Genomic DNA, 14,882 nt, shown 5'->3' with positions numbered 1-14,882 from the left:
GTGGTCTTAGTAGGGATGGCAAAGAAAGACTAGCGCTAGGCATAGCCTTTCTAAATGAATCGTTGTAAATGCTCAGTTTCTGTTGCGTGTATTACGGTTGTCCCTCAGCGGGTTGATCCCCTTCGGTCAGTAATGCGTTTAAGCGCTGAAACAGAAAATTCACATCGGTTTGTAAGTCAAGAATGTGCATTTTCTTATGGCAGTTTGGGCAAAGCGCAATGGTATTATGGGGTGTATCATCCCCACCACGAGACAACCAATGGATATGATGGGTCTCTAAATAAGGTACGCCTTTGGGGGTTGAGAAGGGTGCTGGTGTTATACAAAGCTGGCAAATGCCATTTGCTAGTCTTTTGGCATGTTCAGTTACCCAGACATTTCGTTCGTAAATGGTTGCTGTTGATTTGGTAACACTTGTCTTTCGTTTTGACTGATAGGCTCGGCGTGCAAGCTCCGCATCGCTTAACTTTTTAGCTCTCTTTTCCTTGATTTGATAAACATGCTGCCTGTCTTCTTCAACAACGAAATGCGCTCCGGATTTTAGTTGTAAAGGAAAGACGTAAACTAACCGAGACTGCCCTGCTTGATCGGGCTGGTATTCACTGTATGGCTTTGCAACTAAGGTAACTTGCCCCGCGTAGGTGTACTGTTTGTCTCGAAACACTTCAAAAAGATGCACCTTTACGTTATTGGTTTGCGAATTAGCGAGTGTTTTATTTTGTGCGAAATCTAAGCTCTGATCGCCAGTCGTTCCCATCCCGGTGTAGTGGAGAATGTCATTTTCCCATCGGTCATCGTAGATAGAGTTAATGTGATTTGAGATCAGCAGCAGCGTGTTAGTCGAATTTGACTTTCGCATCCCTCCTTGAGGGCTGCAACCAAAGAGATCACACAGTTGTTGATTATCAAGTACTTCGCCGACTTTAAGTTGACCTATTTCTTCAATGTTCATGCTTGCTACTGCCGATAACGTTCTGTTATTAAACAAACTTTGCAAACAGTTTGTCATGCGGATTCAATATGCAACAAGTGGTTATGTTTGTTTTTGAGTAGTCGGTTAGTGAGAGTTTTTTATCGTTTTTACAAAAGGATTTTGTAAGTGGATCTGCATGAAAATTTGGATCGAGAAATGTAGAGAAAGGTACGAATAGGGGAGGAGGGATATAATGGTATTTGCATTGTTCAGACAAACAAAAAGGGCCAACTCTTGCGAGTTGGCCCTTTCCAAACGTTTGGTGGAGCTGGCGGGAAGTGCTGTGACCGTCAGACCATCATAACAAAGGCTTATATAATAATAAGTTACGTTGAATATAGCATTATGTGGATCAGTATGTGTAGCACTTTGTGGATCAGTAGATTTAGCAATAAATGCGCAGTAGGGAACTGAACCCGCGTCTTAAAAAGTCAGGCTGGCTGATAAAAAAATGGTCAAAAGTTTTCGATGGGTGGGGTAAGGAATAGGTTTTTTGGCTGATTTTAGGGTATGGGGGGCTTCGGGCTGGTATTCGCTTTTATAGGTTTAATACTATTGTTCGCCTTTTACTTATTTTAAAAAGCGAACCAATAAGAATCTTGCATTAAACGTCGATGATGAAGCTGTTGTCCGTTGTGTGTCCTGTTGTATTACTTATTCCAGTGACGCTTTACTGTAGCGATTCCAAGGCTTGTAGCGGCAGCAGTTTTGGACTGTGATAATCCTTGTGCCTTGTAATACTGAACCTGCTTAGTGGTTTCTTGTGCTTCTGGTCTACCTAATTTCTTCCCTTGCTGCTTTGCACGTTCAAGCCCTTCTTTCGTTCTTTCACTGATGCGGTTGCGTTCAAATTCAGCAAAAGCACTGAACATTTGAAGCATCAACTTACCTTGTGAAGATGAAAGGTCGGGTGTTGGTAGGTCTAAACAAACAACATGAATTCCTTTCTGAATTAGCAATTCAACTGTTTGCTGTACATCTATATTGTCACGCCCAAGACGATCAAGCTTCAACACAATCAACGTATCGTTTGGTTCAAGTTTGTGGTCAACCAGTGCTTTGAAATTTGGACGTAGCATTGCTGACGTTGCACCGGATACCGTTTCAGATATCACGCGACTGTCGTCAACGCTGTAGCCAGAATTTCTAATAGCAACAATTTGGTTTTCGGTTGTTTGTTCCGTTGTTGAAACTCGGCAGTAAGCAAATGTTCGCATTAGTATCCGTTTAGTTTTAATTGGTATCATCTATGGGTGGTATCATCACTCTGTGGTATCACAAAGTCAATAGGTATGATTTATGATACTGAAATGGCATATTAGAAATGGTATCAGCTAACGGTCAATTTTTGATGCTACTTTATTTGTGCATATAAACCACCAGCAAATGTGCGCTGTGTTTAGACCGAACTCTGTCACGTTGTAATGACGTTACTGCTCAAAGCCAATTGCTGAATACTGGATTCTGATTTACTTCTTCTTTATAACCTTCGTCATCACTGATGTATTGCTGCATTAAGTGTTCATGAATCTCAAACGTTTCGTACTCATTAACATGATCCATTCCGCCGTTATTAGTAATGTTCACAACAAAGCGTTCTGGTTTTTGCATTGTTGATATACTTACTGTGTATCTGATCGACAGGTCTTCTATATCTAATATGTATTCAAGCCATGCATCTTGTATTATGAATTTATAATCATCTTGATCTGTTTCATGAAACATGTCGGGTACTAAATGCTGAGGAATCCCCTAATGATTTTGATAAAAATCATAAATTTAAGGTAGATGCACATCTTGTCATGTGATCAAATGGTTCTGAGAAAAATCAATAACCAGACAACAAGATGTGCGAACTCGATATTTTACACGACTCTCTTTACCAATTCTGCCCTGAATTGCACTTAAAACGACTCAACAGTTTAACGCTGGCTTGCCACGCATTACTTGAATGTAAAACGCTCACTCTTACCGAACTTGGTCGTAACCTGCCAACGAAAGCCAGAACAAAACATAACATCAAACGAATCGACAGATTGTTAGGTAATCGTCACTTGCACAAAGAGCGACTCGCTGTATACCGTTGGCATGCCAGCTTTATCTGTTCAGGTAATTCGATGCCCATTGTTCTTGTTGACTGGTCTGATATTCGTGAGCAAAAACGGCTTATGGTATTGCGGGCTTCGGTGGCACTACATGGTCGTTCTATTACTCTTTATGAGAAAGCCTTTCCGCTTTCAGAGCAATGTTCAAAGAAGGCTCATGACCAATTTCTAGCCGACCTTGCAAGCATTCTACCGAGTAACACTACACCGCTCATTGTCAGTGATGCTGGCTTTAAAGTGCCATGGTATAAATCCGTTGAAAAGCTAGGTTGGTACTGGTTAAGTCGAGTCAGAGGGAAAGTGCAATATGCAGATTTAGGTGCGGAAAACTGGCAACCTATCAGCAACTTACATAGCATATCCTCAAGTCGCTCAAAGACTTTAGGCTATAAGAGGTTGACTAAGAGCAACCCAATTTCATGTCAAATTGCACTGTATAAATCACGTCCTAAAGGCCGAAAAAATCAGCGTTCGACACGGACTAATTGTCATCATCCGTCACCTAAAATCTACTCCGCTTCGACAAAAGAACCATGGGTTTTAGCGACTAACTTGCCCGTTGAAATCCGAACACCAAAGCAACTTGTTAGGCTCTACTCGAAGCGTATGCAAATTGAAGAAACCTTCCGAGACTTGAAAAGCCCAGCCTACGGTTTAGGCCTCCGTCATAGCCGAACTAGCAGCTCAGAGCGCTTTGATATCATGCTGCTAATCGCCCTAATGCTTCAACTGACATTTTGGCTTGCTGGAGTTCATGGTCAGAAACAAGGTTGGGATAAGCACTTCCAAGCTAACACTGTCAAAAATCGAAATGTACTCTCAACAGTGCGCTTAGGGATGGAAGTTTTGCGGCATTCTGGCTACACAATAACGAGGGAAGACTTGCTCGCGGCTGCAACCCTGCTTGCTCAAAATCTATTCAAACATGGTTGTGCTTTGGGGAAATTATGAGGGGATCCCTCAGGGCTTAGCTTGTTTGATACGGGTAATAGCGTAGGGATAAGGTTGGTTACGGTGATGATAGCTTGTAATACAGACACGACGTGTCCTCCTATGATTGAAATAAGATAATGGTTTGGTTAATCGAGTTGAGATTAGATGGGGTTAAAGGTGTATTTCGTTGGCGGAGATATCATCAAAATGTTGATTGCGTAGTTGATGACAAAAGGCGATTGCCCATGACTTGAATAGGTCAACGACTTGAGGCCTCGCAAGCTCACAGCTTTGAATGTCGGCTGATAGAACCAACCACGTTTAAAGTTGAAATAGAGCTCAGGTGCGACGTGCGGGCTGTGTTCATCGGGATAAGAAAAGCTGGCGATAAACACCAACTTCCATATGTGACGATTCTCGCCATCCCGCTCAAAGCGTATTTCCACAGGGTGCAATCCCTCTCTTCGGTGGTAGTAACCGGTATCTCTAAAATTCACAGAGAGTCGATGAATGTCAGTACGAAGAGAAAAGCTATCGAGCACAGCTTCAAGCTGACGATGCAGATTGAGCGGTAAGGCTAAGTCTTTGCCGTGAACCATGATTTCTCTTTTCATTAGATAAGCCCTCGCTCTGCAAAAGAGACACAGACCAAGCCCACCACCACATGGTCAAGCACTCGAATGTCTAACAGCTTCAATGCGTCCACCAATCGAGTCGTTATGCGTTTATCACTTGATGAGGGTTCGGCTAAGCCGGATGGATGATTGTGCGCAAATATTACCGCTGCGGCATTGGCTTGCAGTGCGGCCTTAGCGACTTCACGAGGATAAACCGAAGCGGAATCTACTGTTCCATAGAACAGCTCTTGGTAACGGATGAGTCGATTTTGGTTATCTAAAAAAAGCACCGCAAACACTTCCCGCTCTTGATGACCTAACTTCATCGAGAGGTAGCGTTTGGTGTGGTCAGGATTAGTGAATGAGTGGTCGCGTTGGTATTGGTGCTCTAGTAACTCTGCGGCTTTTTCGAAGACTTGTAAGGCTGTCATTGGGGCGGTGGTGACGTAATCGGTATGCATAATAGCACTCCTTGAATTGATTAACGGGTAGATACAAGGAGGTAATATATGGTTGAAATTTGTTGGAAACGTGGCAAGCCAGACCAGCAAGAAGCCGCCATCAATATTTTTTAATCGCGAAGGGGATTCTTTTGAACTCATACCTCAAAGGATAATTCTCATGCGATTTTTAAGACTAAAAGAAGTGATGGCGTTAACAGCATTAGGCCGTTCAAGTATTTACAAGTTTATGAATGAAGAGCGATTTCCGAAAAGTGTACCACTCGGTGATAGGGCTGTTGCATGGGTAGACAACGAAGTTGAGGACTGGATGCACGAGCGCCTAAGCAAGCGTGATGAATAACAAGCGTTGCTACCAACTACCTAATCAACATCCCCCCTTAGTCAGTAATGACGGCAGGCCTTATCACAAGGGCTGCCGTCATCCTAGAAAAGCCCTTATTACAATCTACGTCAATGACAGTACGCAGTTATTGGAGGGGGCGCCTGGAAAAGATAAGTCATGGTACCACTTAAGTGTGATGCTATTCATACTATGAACTTGTCGTACCTGTATTGACGATATGGGTAAATAAAATAGTCAAAATTGGAATAAGGTTAACATTACTTAAGGGTGGGATTGTAATGCAATGATTTTTCAGTGCTTTTTGATAAATTACACTGATCGATATGATCATTATAATTTATCGCACTGATCGTTATGATCAAAATATTTGATCGATCGATTTCTCTGATCTTTACGTGAAATAAATTGGTTCGTTATTGTGTCATTTGAAAGCTAGCATTGACTGAAATCAATGAACGTAGTGATTGGCTGAATATGAATAAGTTGCATTGTATATTTGCGTAGTAATTCATTCTTTCTGCCATTTAAGTCGTTCGTATAGTTGATAAAAATGCATAACAATCAAAGTTGAGAGTAAAGATATGAATAAAAAATATTTATCGGCGCTTATGTCGACAGTTTTATTGGGCGCAGGGCTTACTTCTGTAGCAGCAAACGCTGCACCGACTAATGGTAATCTTTCTTTCACTTTTAGTGGGACGATTCCAGCGTTGCCTGTTGAGGGCGGTGCTTGGAAATTTGTTCAAGCAGATGGAACAACCGCGTACGTGCCTCCGTCATCAATCGCATTCAGTGCAGCTGATACGGCAAGTGGCGTTCAATTAACATCAACATCCGAATCTTTTTATATAAAGCCTAATACTGGAACTTTTACTGGTTCATCTAAAATTACCGCGATGCTGACGAGTAATCCAACGATTGCTGGTACCGCGATTAAAGCATCAGCAAGTAGCACGGTAACGACAGCGATTACAATAAACGGTACGGCAATAAGAGTGGGTACCGTTACTGATATTGCTACTCCTACAGGTAGTGCGGCATTCCGGCTGACTCTTGGTGCCGTGGTGGATATCCCAACAGCTGCTCGTAATGCGGCAGGTGGTAATATCACCGTAACGGCACCAATTCGTTTTGCCGCTGATATTACGGCTCCTTAACTAATGTTAAATGGTATTGCAACCTCTTCTATAGAGTGCAATATCATTTAAATACTTTAGGTGTTATCAATCCCCATATCCGCTTTATTAGTGGAGGTGTTGTGCGTATAAAATATTACACATTAGTTATTTCCTTGCTTTTTTCTATTTCAGTGAGTGCTATTACCGTTGATAAAATGGTGATTATACCAAATGAAAGTGATGCTAAATCAGACATTAAAATTACTAATCCTGCATCATACCCGGTATTTTTAAAAGTGACCTTGTCTGAATTAAATAGTGATAATGAAACCGTAGAATTTAAAACTGACGAGTTTCAAAACTGGCCTGTCTATGTTGAGCGTAATGAGTTTTTGGTTGAGCCAGAAGAAGAGATTGTCATCGCAATTCAACATCTGGCGAAGCAGTTGAATAAAGCATCAGATAGAGACCGCATAATCGCCATTGATATCATGCCCGAATCGGTAATTGATGACGGTCAGGTGGGGCAGAAAATGAGCATCCTCATTGGTTATCGAGTGTGGATGATTATCGCTAAAGATGGTGCGTTAAAAGGCGAACCAAGTGTGTTGAAAACTGAAAAGGGCTATGTGCTCAATAATGCATCAGACAGTGTGGCTATTTTTAATATTAATTTGTGTGAAACTGAATTCAAAAAAGGCACAGAGTGTAAGGGCTCAGAGTTTGTTTTAAGTGGTAAAGAGAAGGCTCTTAATTTATTAGAGTTTAAAAACGGTAATGCCAATATCTCTATTCGCGACCCGTACGATAGATACCTAATAAAAGAGACTATAAAACTTTAGTAAAATAAATGAACGAGATAAATGAATTACGTAGTAACGCGATTTCTGTGTGCCTATTTTTTGATGATGATGGCGAAAGCTTACAGTCAAGATGAAATGTTGGTTGCTCGAGAAAATACCGAGGTATTGGCCAGTTTAGCCACCATTGATAAGCGATATAGCAATATCGCTTTGGTTGCGAATGCCAATCAAAACTACGTCGGTTTCTTTGAACTGGACGATAAAGAGATTACGTTGTCAGTTGTCGGTGCTTCTGAGGCGCCGATTCAATTGGCGGGAAAATTGTCTTTTTTTAAAGCGCAGATAGAGAAAAGTGAAGCGGATAAATTACAACGTTATCTCAAAGTTGTGGGGATTAAAGAAGCAGATATTGCTGGTTTGGTGAATGAGCTTACGCGTGGTGTTAATGGCTCTCGTGAATGCAAAGGTAAAAAGTCAGACTGTTTGGTTTTTACTCCAGAGTTCACAACCGTCGTGGATTTCTACAATAGTAGCTTACGACTGTTTATTCCCAGTGACTTGTTTGCAACCACGCAACAAAAGATAGTGCTGGAAACGTTTGATGAAAGTTTATTGGTGAGCAGTTGGTACGGCAGTTTCTCCTACACAGACGATTTTTCATACTTCTTGCGTTCTGAAAATACTTATGGGTTAGGCGATGGTTACTTACGCTACGACTTTAATGCGAGTGAGTATTCTCAAGATATCGGTCAATTTAATTACAACTATGATGCGGCTGATTATTCTGCAACCGCTGGGATTATCGCGAATACGGGGCGATTAGGTGTTGCAGCGCAAAACAGTCTGATGAATGAACGCTTTGTTGGTGTGGAGCTTTCAAATCAAAAGCGGCTTGAGATTAAGAATTTTGCTGCGCGTAGTGTGGATTTTTTTTCTCCGTCTGAGGGGGTGCTGTCAGTCTATAACCCTCAGCGAGAATTGATTTATCAAAGTAATATCCAATCGGGTAGAAATAGCATTCCTTATTCAGGGTTACCTTATGGGAACTACGCAGTGGAGTATGAAGTAACAAACAACGAAGAGGTTGTGTTTAGCGGTAATAATTTTGTTTCTAACAGCGATGCGTTTGATGCTAGTGAGCTCTCTTTCTACGGTCGCCTTGGCGCTAAAGAGCAATATGGTACAGAAGAGCGAGATAGTCTGGTTTTTGATACGGGCTTGAGTCTTCCCCTTTACCAACAACAAAGTGCGATAGGCAATCTGTCTTTGGTTGAAGAAGAGTGGTTCGCCGGGCTGGGCTATTACGCCAACATCAATGATTATCGACTGAGCGTAAAATATTCGTTGGGGCAAAATGGCAGTCGTGTGAATGCGGACGTGTATTCGAATGCATTTAACTTATCAGTAGCGAGCACGGATGTGGATGATGAGCATCAAGAGAGTTATCTAGGTAACCAAGATAGCTTATTGATTTCGACAGGGATGAATCAAAGTTTTGGTCTGTTCAGCTTAGGAGTGAGTGCGAGTTACAACGAGATAGGGCGAGACGATTACCTCAGTTACAACGTGAACACGAACTATTCGTTTCGAAATGGGGTTAGCTTATATGCTTCCTACAGCGGTAGTGATAATCAAAATAACATCAACCTTGGCTTGTCTATTCCGTTGAGTACGCAAACGCACTATAGCGGCACATATACACAAAATGACGGGCGTGGGGAGTTTAATAATCAGTTATCAACCAACGCTCGTTTGAATGATGAGTTGTCGTTAAATGGTGGAGTTTCGCACCGTTATGTGTCGGATAACGACTCTTCTTCTCGACAAAATAACGGAATAGATGCCTATATCAATGGCAATTATCGTCATGCAGCCTTTAACAGTTCGGCGGGAATTCGCCGTCAAAAAGAGGGGACGGTCACTTACAACGGTTCATTTTCGACGACTGCCTATGTCACTGAGAACCGTGCATATTTTAAAGAGTCGCGCTCTGACAGCACAAGTGCGATTGAAGTGAATGGCATTGATGAGGCTTTAGAAGGCAAGGTCAAAATACACGATAAGGTCTCAGGCCGAAAAGCGACACAAACCATTGCGAATAACACGCTGATAGAAATGAAACCTTATAGCCAAGTGGTGGTTGACTATGCGTTTGATAACGATGGATACGCTTTGGAATCGGTCAATATGGAAAGAAACACCACAGTGAATATGCTGCCGGGCAAGATTCATTATCTTAATGTGAAACAGCAACCGATAGGGAATGTGTTGATTGTCAGTAATGGTGCCGATACCAATGGCATTGTGTGTACAGGTAGCGCGTGTGTGAGTGACAGTAATGTTAACGACAAAGTGTTGAAGTTTCGTGTCAAGCCTGGCCGCCAGTTTGCGATTCATCGAAATGGACAAATGTGTTTTTCTGGGCAAGTGGAGCAGGGAAAAACCAATATCGGGGTGTGTCAAAGTGAGCCGATGACAGGAATAAGTGTTCAGTAATGAAGAAGATAATATCCAAGATTTACCCGATGTTACTCGTTATTGCCTCTTTCACTTTAGAGGCCAAGCCGCCTATCCCGACTCCAACGATAGGGATAGGTTCTTTTTCTGGCCAAGAGGTGTGGGGCGGTCAATTGGCTGTAGGGGTGCAATTTGACGAGTTAGCGAATGGTTACATTGATTATCAAAGCAGTGAAATAACCAACCAACTTTCGTTGATGGTGGATAGGCAACTTTATATTACCGATTCACTCTCGCTTATTGGCAGTGCTGGATCAACTGTTTGGCTTGATGCTGAAGACGTCGAGGAGGTGACATTTGAGCCTTTAGTGGCTATGGGTATTCGATACGACTGGTCACCTTATGTGGCTGCCTCGGTCAGTTATCGCTATCCGATCACACAAGACTACCCCAATGTACTCGAGCCTAGCATTCAAGTGGGGTTAATTATTAAGCCATTTTATCGTGGTGACAAGAATGTCGTAGTTGTGGCAGAACGACCTGTTAGACCGATAGAAGTGTTACCTATCGTGGAAAGCCTAGATGATCTAGTGGACCGCTGTGATGTGGGGGTGTTTATACAGTCATTTTACTTTACTCATGATAGCGCTAAGACAGAGATTCGCCCTGAGGCCGTGGCTTTAATGCAGGCATCAGAGGGAACGCATTATACCGTTATTGGACATACGGATAGGTCAGGTAGTCGAGATTATAACTTTCAGCTTGGCTTAAGACGTGCTGAGTTTGCTAAACAAGTCATGATGAATAATGGCGTTGGTGAAGGGAATGTATCTGCGTGTAGCCGAGGAGAACTTGAAGCTAATGAGCAAAAAATGGGTTCTGACAATGCATTACAAAGACGAGTAGATATCTATTACCACGAATAAAAAGTAATACAGAAAGAAAAGTAATTATAAACATCTCTGAATGTATAAATAAAAGTTCAGAGAACGGTTTGCTACATCATTAAAAATGAAAGGCAATTAGCGATGAAGGCAAATGAATATAAAGTCATGTCGAATTAAACTGATATTTAACTTGGTTGCAATGCTAATCTTGTTTGTTATGTCGCAGTTAGCAATTGCTCGCCCTCAGTTTGCTGAAAAACAAATTCGGTTGAGTGCAACCATTCCGGCCGATGAGGTTTCAGGTAATTTAGTGAGCTATGTGTTGGACGGTGACTACCGAAGGTTAATTTATAACTTAGATACGAATAGATTTAATGATATTTCATTTAATATTCGTACAGAGGCAGAATTTGGTTCAAACCCAGCCGGATACAGTTTTATTCAAACCTACAACAACCTATCTTGTTATGGTGGGGAAACCTCTGATGTAGTTGAAATGAGTATTAAAATTAATAGTCAAGAAATGGTATCTAACCGAGTTGATTTGACGGAAAGTGATTTATGGTATCGAGGCGCAGATAAATATTATTCTGATGTACCCATTGAGATGAGTAGCCCCGTGATTAATAACAATAAATCTAAGTGGTGTGTCGGCCAAGTTTCATTGGTGGTTTTTAAGGCGTTAGGTTAATAATGATTCGAATAATATTTTTATTTTTTATGGCATTTTCTAACTCTTCCTATGCTTCTTGGAATGTCGTTCCTAATCTTAATTTGGAGATTAATTTAAAGTACGATCCTTATCTTAAAAGTTTTTACGATCTGACATCATCTGGCTCAGTTCTACTAGATTTAGATGAAGTTTCTAGAGGGGAGTTTAAATTTAAACATGGCCGTGATTCATACATCGGTGTGTCTATTCCGGACCCTATTCATGGTTGGTATGAAAACATTCAAGCTAAAAGGCATGTAACTATAACAACCTTATCGATGGAAGGTGTCAATTCAGGGGTGTCAAAGCGATTTGATATTTTAACAACTTTAGGCGTTGGTCGCTATATTCCGGAATTGATTCAGAGGGTTGCGTGGTGGGCATCCGCTGATGGTTGTGTTGCAACGATGGGAAACTCAGGAGTTATAATAAATCCAAACAGTATCAGTTACATAAATTCCTGGTGTAACTCTGATGCGTGGGGAATGAAATCTAACGCCATATTAAGCCCAGGTGGAACAGTGGAAAGATATTTTAAATTTCCTTTGGATGAATTAAATAAACTACCATTTGGTCTTTATAGTGGGGTGTTGAACAGCCGGAATCAAGAATATCTCAGTTCCCCTGATAGAGGAGCTAATGCTGATGGTCATGAAGAATATATTTATACAGTTAATTTAGAAGTTAGGCCCAGCATAACAAACTTCACTGTTGACGACGAATATCTGTCTTTTTCGATTACCAAACAGAAAACAGGTATTATCGGGCTATCACAAACTGGATTTAATATTCAAGGTGCTTTTCTAAATTCTCAAGCTTTTGATTTGACATTAACTAGCAGCAACAATGCATTGTGTAGTGGTGAGTTGTGTTTATCTAATAGTGTAGCATCAACGGTTATCCCATATGTGGCTAAAGTATTTGATCCATCAACATTATTAGAAAAGCGAATTTCACGTAGTGGTCAAAAAATCACCATTTACTCTGATAAAGATTACCATTTGTCAGGCGGGTTGCTTTTTGAATTTGATACGGAAAATACAGCTTTATCCGGAGAGTTTAACGATATATTAACAGTTCGAGTGGAGTTAAAGTTAATCTAGAGATCAATTTTATGAAAGAAATAATTAACCATATTTATAATCAGTTCGGATATGAGTTTTTCTTGTTTTTTCCGTTGGTGGTTGTTTTTTTGGTTTTGGTTTTGTTATTAGCGATTACATTTTTATTAAAGAGGTATGATGGACTATTTTCGTTTGTCTTCGTTAAACGTTCTAGTCGTCGATGACTCGAAATTGATGTTGCAGTATTTAAAAGAACTGTTAATAAGTATTGGTTTTGATTCTGGAAAAATAAAAACAGTAGACCGATATAAAAGTGGAGCTAAGTTACTTAACCAGGTTTTCGATTTAGTGATTTGTGATTATCACCTTGATGATGGTTACAATGGTATCGAACTCATTGAGCTTCTTAGGTGTAATGGGGTTATTAGACAACACACCATTTGTATTATGGCATCAGGCGAAACATCAAAAGTCATTGTTCAGAGATGTATTAGTGCACGAATAGATGATTATATGGTTAAACCATTTGATATGGCCTTGGTGAAAGCAAGGGTGTTACGTTCTGTTAGTAAAATAAAAATAACGGCAGGCGGGGTGGATATAAATGGTCATTCATCAAAAAAAAAGCGAGTGCAGTGGTGATGTTAATATTCATTGTTTACTGTGCTCAGAAGCGATGCAATGTGATAAATACATTTGTGAAATTTATCCACCTCAAATGCCTGTTGTTGAATTACCATTTAAGTTATTCATGATAGACGTTAAGGTTGATATGGTTAAATTTATTTAGTAATAACTCTATTGAGATGATGCATGGAAAGTAAACATAAAATAAATGACATTGCAATGGTCTTTTTAAATAATTTCATGGAAGAAAAACTTGATGAAATGAGATGTGATCTTCAAAAGATAAAAGATATCCAAACGATTCGTGCGTTTTTAGAAGAACAAAAGGTCATTGTGCTTTCTTTTAGTGTTAGCGAGTTTTCCATTATGGATAATAATGAAAAAGAAAAGTTTGAAAGTTTAAAGCGTCAGTATTTGACGTTATTCGATTTGTATCTGGATTCATAATTATAGTTCCGTTTGTATTATTGAAATAATAACACATTAAAAATGTCACCAGTTATATTTCATTATCTGATCGTGTTAAGGAAGTTTGCGATGTTTAATCGTCTGTTGAAACAAGAAAATAAAGCACTTGCTGAAGAGGTCGCGAGTTTGACCCTTCAGCGTGAAATTCTAATTGAACAATACCAAACTCAGACAACGGCTCACGAGTGTGAAATAAAATCGCTTAAAACTGCTATATCACTTGATAAACAAGTATTAGATTCGTTGTTAAAAGGCGCGCCACTATTAGACAATATTCGTAATGGCTTAGCGGAGTGTGCACACCATCTAGACGCTGAAAAGCAAACTCTGAGAGCGATGGATGGCATGTTCGAGAATGCTCATGAAGCGCTTAATTGTTTAACGAACGGTGCTGAGCATATTAATACTCAAACAGAAGACAGCCGAAAAGTTGTAGGTGCGTTAGTTGATACGACCAGTATTATTGGCAAGCTCGTAGACAGCATTAAAGAGATCTCCGAGCAGACCAACTTGCTTGCTCTGAACGCAGCAATTGAAGCTGCCCGTGCGGGAGAATCTGGGCGTGGTTTTGCTGTTGTAGCTGATGAAGTCCGAACGTTAGCGAGTAAAGCACAGCGAGCGAGTATTCAAATTGAAGAGCTCGTAAAAAAAGTACTTTCTCAAACCAATGCGATAAGAGACGTTATTGACTTGAGTGTTGGTTCAGCTTTTGAAATGGCAGAAACGACACATAGGATTGGTTCTGTTGTGAATGATGTTATTGGGCAATCCCAACATATGCAAAAGGTGATTAACTTAGCATCAACCCGTGCTTTCTTAGATACGGTGAAACTTGACCACGCAGTGTGGAAAAACAATATCTATCAGATGATTGCAAATCGTCAATTCAATATACAAGTCAATAGTCATCAAGAGTGTCGTTTAGGTAAATGGTATTTTGACGGTGAAGGGGCAAACCGTTTTAGCCACCTGCGTAATTTCGTCACAATAAACCCGCCACACGAAAAAGTACATTTCTCTGGTAAACAAGCGCTTAAATGCGGTTTGAATGGTGATCATGAAGGGATGACACAAAATATTGAAGTGATGGAATTGGCCAGTCAAGAGGTGGTGTTTAGCTTAGAAGCCATGCTCGACGAATTGCTACTCTCTGAACATGGTATGAAGTCTTAGGTTATGGCCATAGCACACTGATAAAAGGTAGATCAAAGTGAACAAAACGACTCAGCTTTCGGGTGAGGTTTCAACTCCATGGTAAGACCCCGCTTCTCTACACACTTAATAGCTATATAATTGAACAACCTATGAGGT

At 40.6% G+C, this 14,882-nt stretch carries 16 protein-coding genes; 11 read left to right on the top strand and 5 right to left on the bottom strand.

Annotated elements, in window-relative coordinates; genetic code table 11:
- Window positions 1–91: 91 nt before the first annotated feature.
- The 3 genes from RJD38_RS02920 to RJD38_RS02910 all read right to left on the bottom strand — a co-directional run bounded on the left by RJD38_RS02920 (window position 92) and on the right by RJD38_RS02910 (window position 2,560).
- A complete protein-coding gene (locus RJD38_RS02920) occupies window positions 92–952 on the bottom strand; it encodes an HNH endonuclease (protein WP_065545956.1) in 861 nt (286 codons plus the stop codon).
- Between the two features lie 671 nt (window positions 953–1,623).
- Window positions 1,624–2,190 (bottom strand): recombinase family protein, encoded by a 567-nt coding sequence (locus tag RJD38_RS02915; protein WP_017098053.1) that lies wholly within the window; start codon window positions 2,188–2,190, stop codon window positions 1,624–1,626.
- Window positions 2,191–2,410: 220 nt separating this feature from the next.
- Window positions 2,411–2,560 (bottom strand): hypothetical protein, encoded by a 150-nt coding sequence (locus tag RJD38_RS02910; protein ID WP_367971399.1) that lies wholly within the window; start codon window positions 2,558–2,560, stop codon window positions 2,411–2,413.
- Window positions 2,561–2,820: 260 nt separating this feature from the next.
- On the opposite strand from RJD38_RS02910, the gene RJD38_RS02905 reads away from it, so the two are divergent.
- On the top strand, window positions 2,821–4,029 hold the full coding sequence (locus RJD38_RS02905) for an IS4 family transposase (RefSeq protein ID WP_032073033.1): 1,209 nt from the start codon (window positions 2,821–2,823) through the stop codon (window positions 4,027–4,029).
- 143 nt (window positions 4,030–4,172) lie between these two features.
- On the opposite strand, the gene RJD38_RS02900 is transcribed toward RJD38_RS02905, so the two are convergent.
- Both RJD38_RS02900 and radC read right to left on the bottom strand, forming a co-directional pair.
- Entirely contained in the window at window positions 4,173–4,625 is a 453-nt protein-coding gene (locus RJD38_RS02900; protein ID WP_231893141.1) for a DUF2787 family protein, read from the bottom strand.
- The gene (radC, locus tag RJD38_RS02895; RefSeq protein ID WP_065545115.1) at window positions 4,625–5,089 is read right to left on the bottom strand and encodes a RadC family protein; all 465 of its coding nucleotides are present in this window, start codon (window positions 5,087–5,089) and stop codon (window positions 4,625–4,627) included. The genes RJD38_RS02900 and radC overlap by 1 nt, the downstream gene beginning before the upstream one ends.
- Window positions 5,090–5,249: 160 nt before the next feature.
- On the opposite strand from radC, the gene RJD38_RS02890 reads away from it, so the two are divergent.
- From RJD38_RS02890 to RJD38_RS02845, 10 genes are all read left to right on the top strand, one after another.
- Window positions 5,250–5,432: an AlpA family transcriptional regulator gene (locus RJD38_RS02890; RefSeq protein WP_065545116.1), complete on the top strand. Its 183-nt coding sequence runs from the start codon at window positions 5,250–5,252 to the stop codon at window positions 5,430–5,432.
- A gap of 584 nt (window positions 5,433–6,016) precedes the next feature.
- Entirely contained in the window at window positions 6,017–6,592 is a 576-nt protein-coding gene (locus RJD38_RS02885) for a hypothetical protein (protein ID WP_367971398.1), read from the top strand.
- Between the two features lie 101 nt (window positions 6,593–6,693).
- Window positions 6,694–7,395: a hypothetical protein gene (locus tag RJD38_RS02880; protein ID WP_367971397.1), complete on the top strand. Its 702-nt coding sequence runs from the start codon at window positions 6,694–6,696 to the stop codon at window positions 7,393–7,395.
- A gap of 21 nt (window positions 7,396–7,416) precedes the next feature.
- On the top strand, window positions 7,417–9,852 hold the full coding sequence (locus RJD38_RS02875; RefSeq protein WP_065545118.1) for a TcfC E-set like domain-containing protein: 2,436 nt from the start codon (window positions 7,417–7,419) through the stop codon (window positions 9,850–9,852).
- On the top strand, window positions 9,852–10,739 hold the full coding sequence (locus tag RJD38_RS02870) for an OmpA family protein (RefSeq protein ID WP_065545119.1): 888 nt from the start codon (window positions 9,852–9,854) through the stop codon (window positions 10,737–10,739). The genes RJD38_RS02875 and RJD38_RS02870 overlap by 1 nt, the downstream gene beginning before the upstream one ends.
- Before the next feature lie 112 nt (window positions 10,740–10,851).
- Window positions 10,852–11,391 carry a hypothetical protein gene (locus RJD38_RS02865; protein WP_065545120.1) on the top strand — a complete coding sequence of 180 codons (540 nt, stop codon included), beginning with the start codon at window positions 10,852–10,854 and terminating at the stop codon, window positions 11,389–11,391.
- A 2-nt stretch (window positions 11,392–11,393) separates the two neighbouring features.
- On the top strand, window positions 11,394–12,515 hold the full coding sequence (locus RJD38_RS02860; protein WP_367971396.1) for a hypothetical protein: 1,122 nt from the start codon (window positions 11,394–11,396) through the stop codon (window positions 12,513–12,515).
- Between the two features lie 135 nt (window positions 12,516–12,650).
- Complete coding sequence (locus RJD38_RS02855; protein WP_367971395.1) at window positions 12,651–13,118, top strand: response regulator; 468 nt, start codon at window positions 12,651–12,653, stop codon at window positions 13,116–13,118.
- A 171-nt stretch (window positions 13,119–13,289) separates the two neighbouring features.
- Window positions 13,290–13,550 (top strand): hypothetical protein, encoded by a 261-nt coding sequence (locus tag RJD38_RS02850; RefSeq protein ID WP_065545122.1) that lies wholly within the window; start codon window positions 13,290–13,292, stop codon window positions 13,548–13,550.
- Between the two features lie 90 nt (window positions 13,551–13,640).
- Window positions 13,641–14,744 (top strand): methyl-accepting chemotaxis protein, encoded by a 1,104-nt coding sequence (locus RJD38_RS02845; protein WP_065545123.1) that lies wholly within the window; start codon window positions 13,641–13,643, stop codon window positions 14,742–14,744.
- Window positions 14,745–14,882: the final 138 nt, after the last annotated feature.

This window comes from Vibrio scophthalmi (assembly GCF_040869025.1).
In the GTDB taxonomy this organism is placed as follows: Bacteria; Pseudomonadota; Gammaproteobacteria; order Enterobacterales; family Vibrionaceae; genus Vibrio; species Vibrio scophthalmi.
This window is presented reverse-complemented; position numbering and strand designations above follow the sequence as displayed.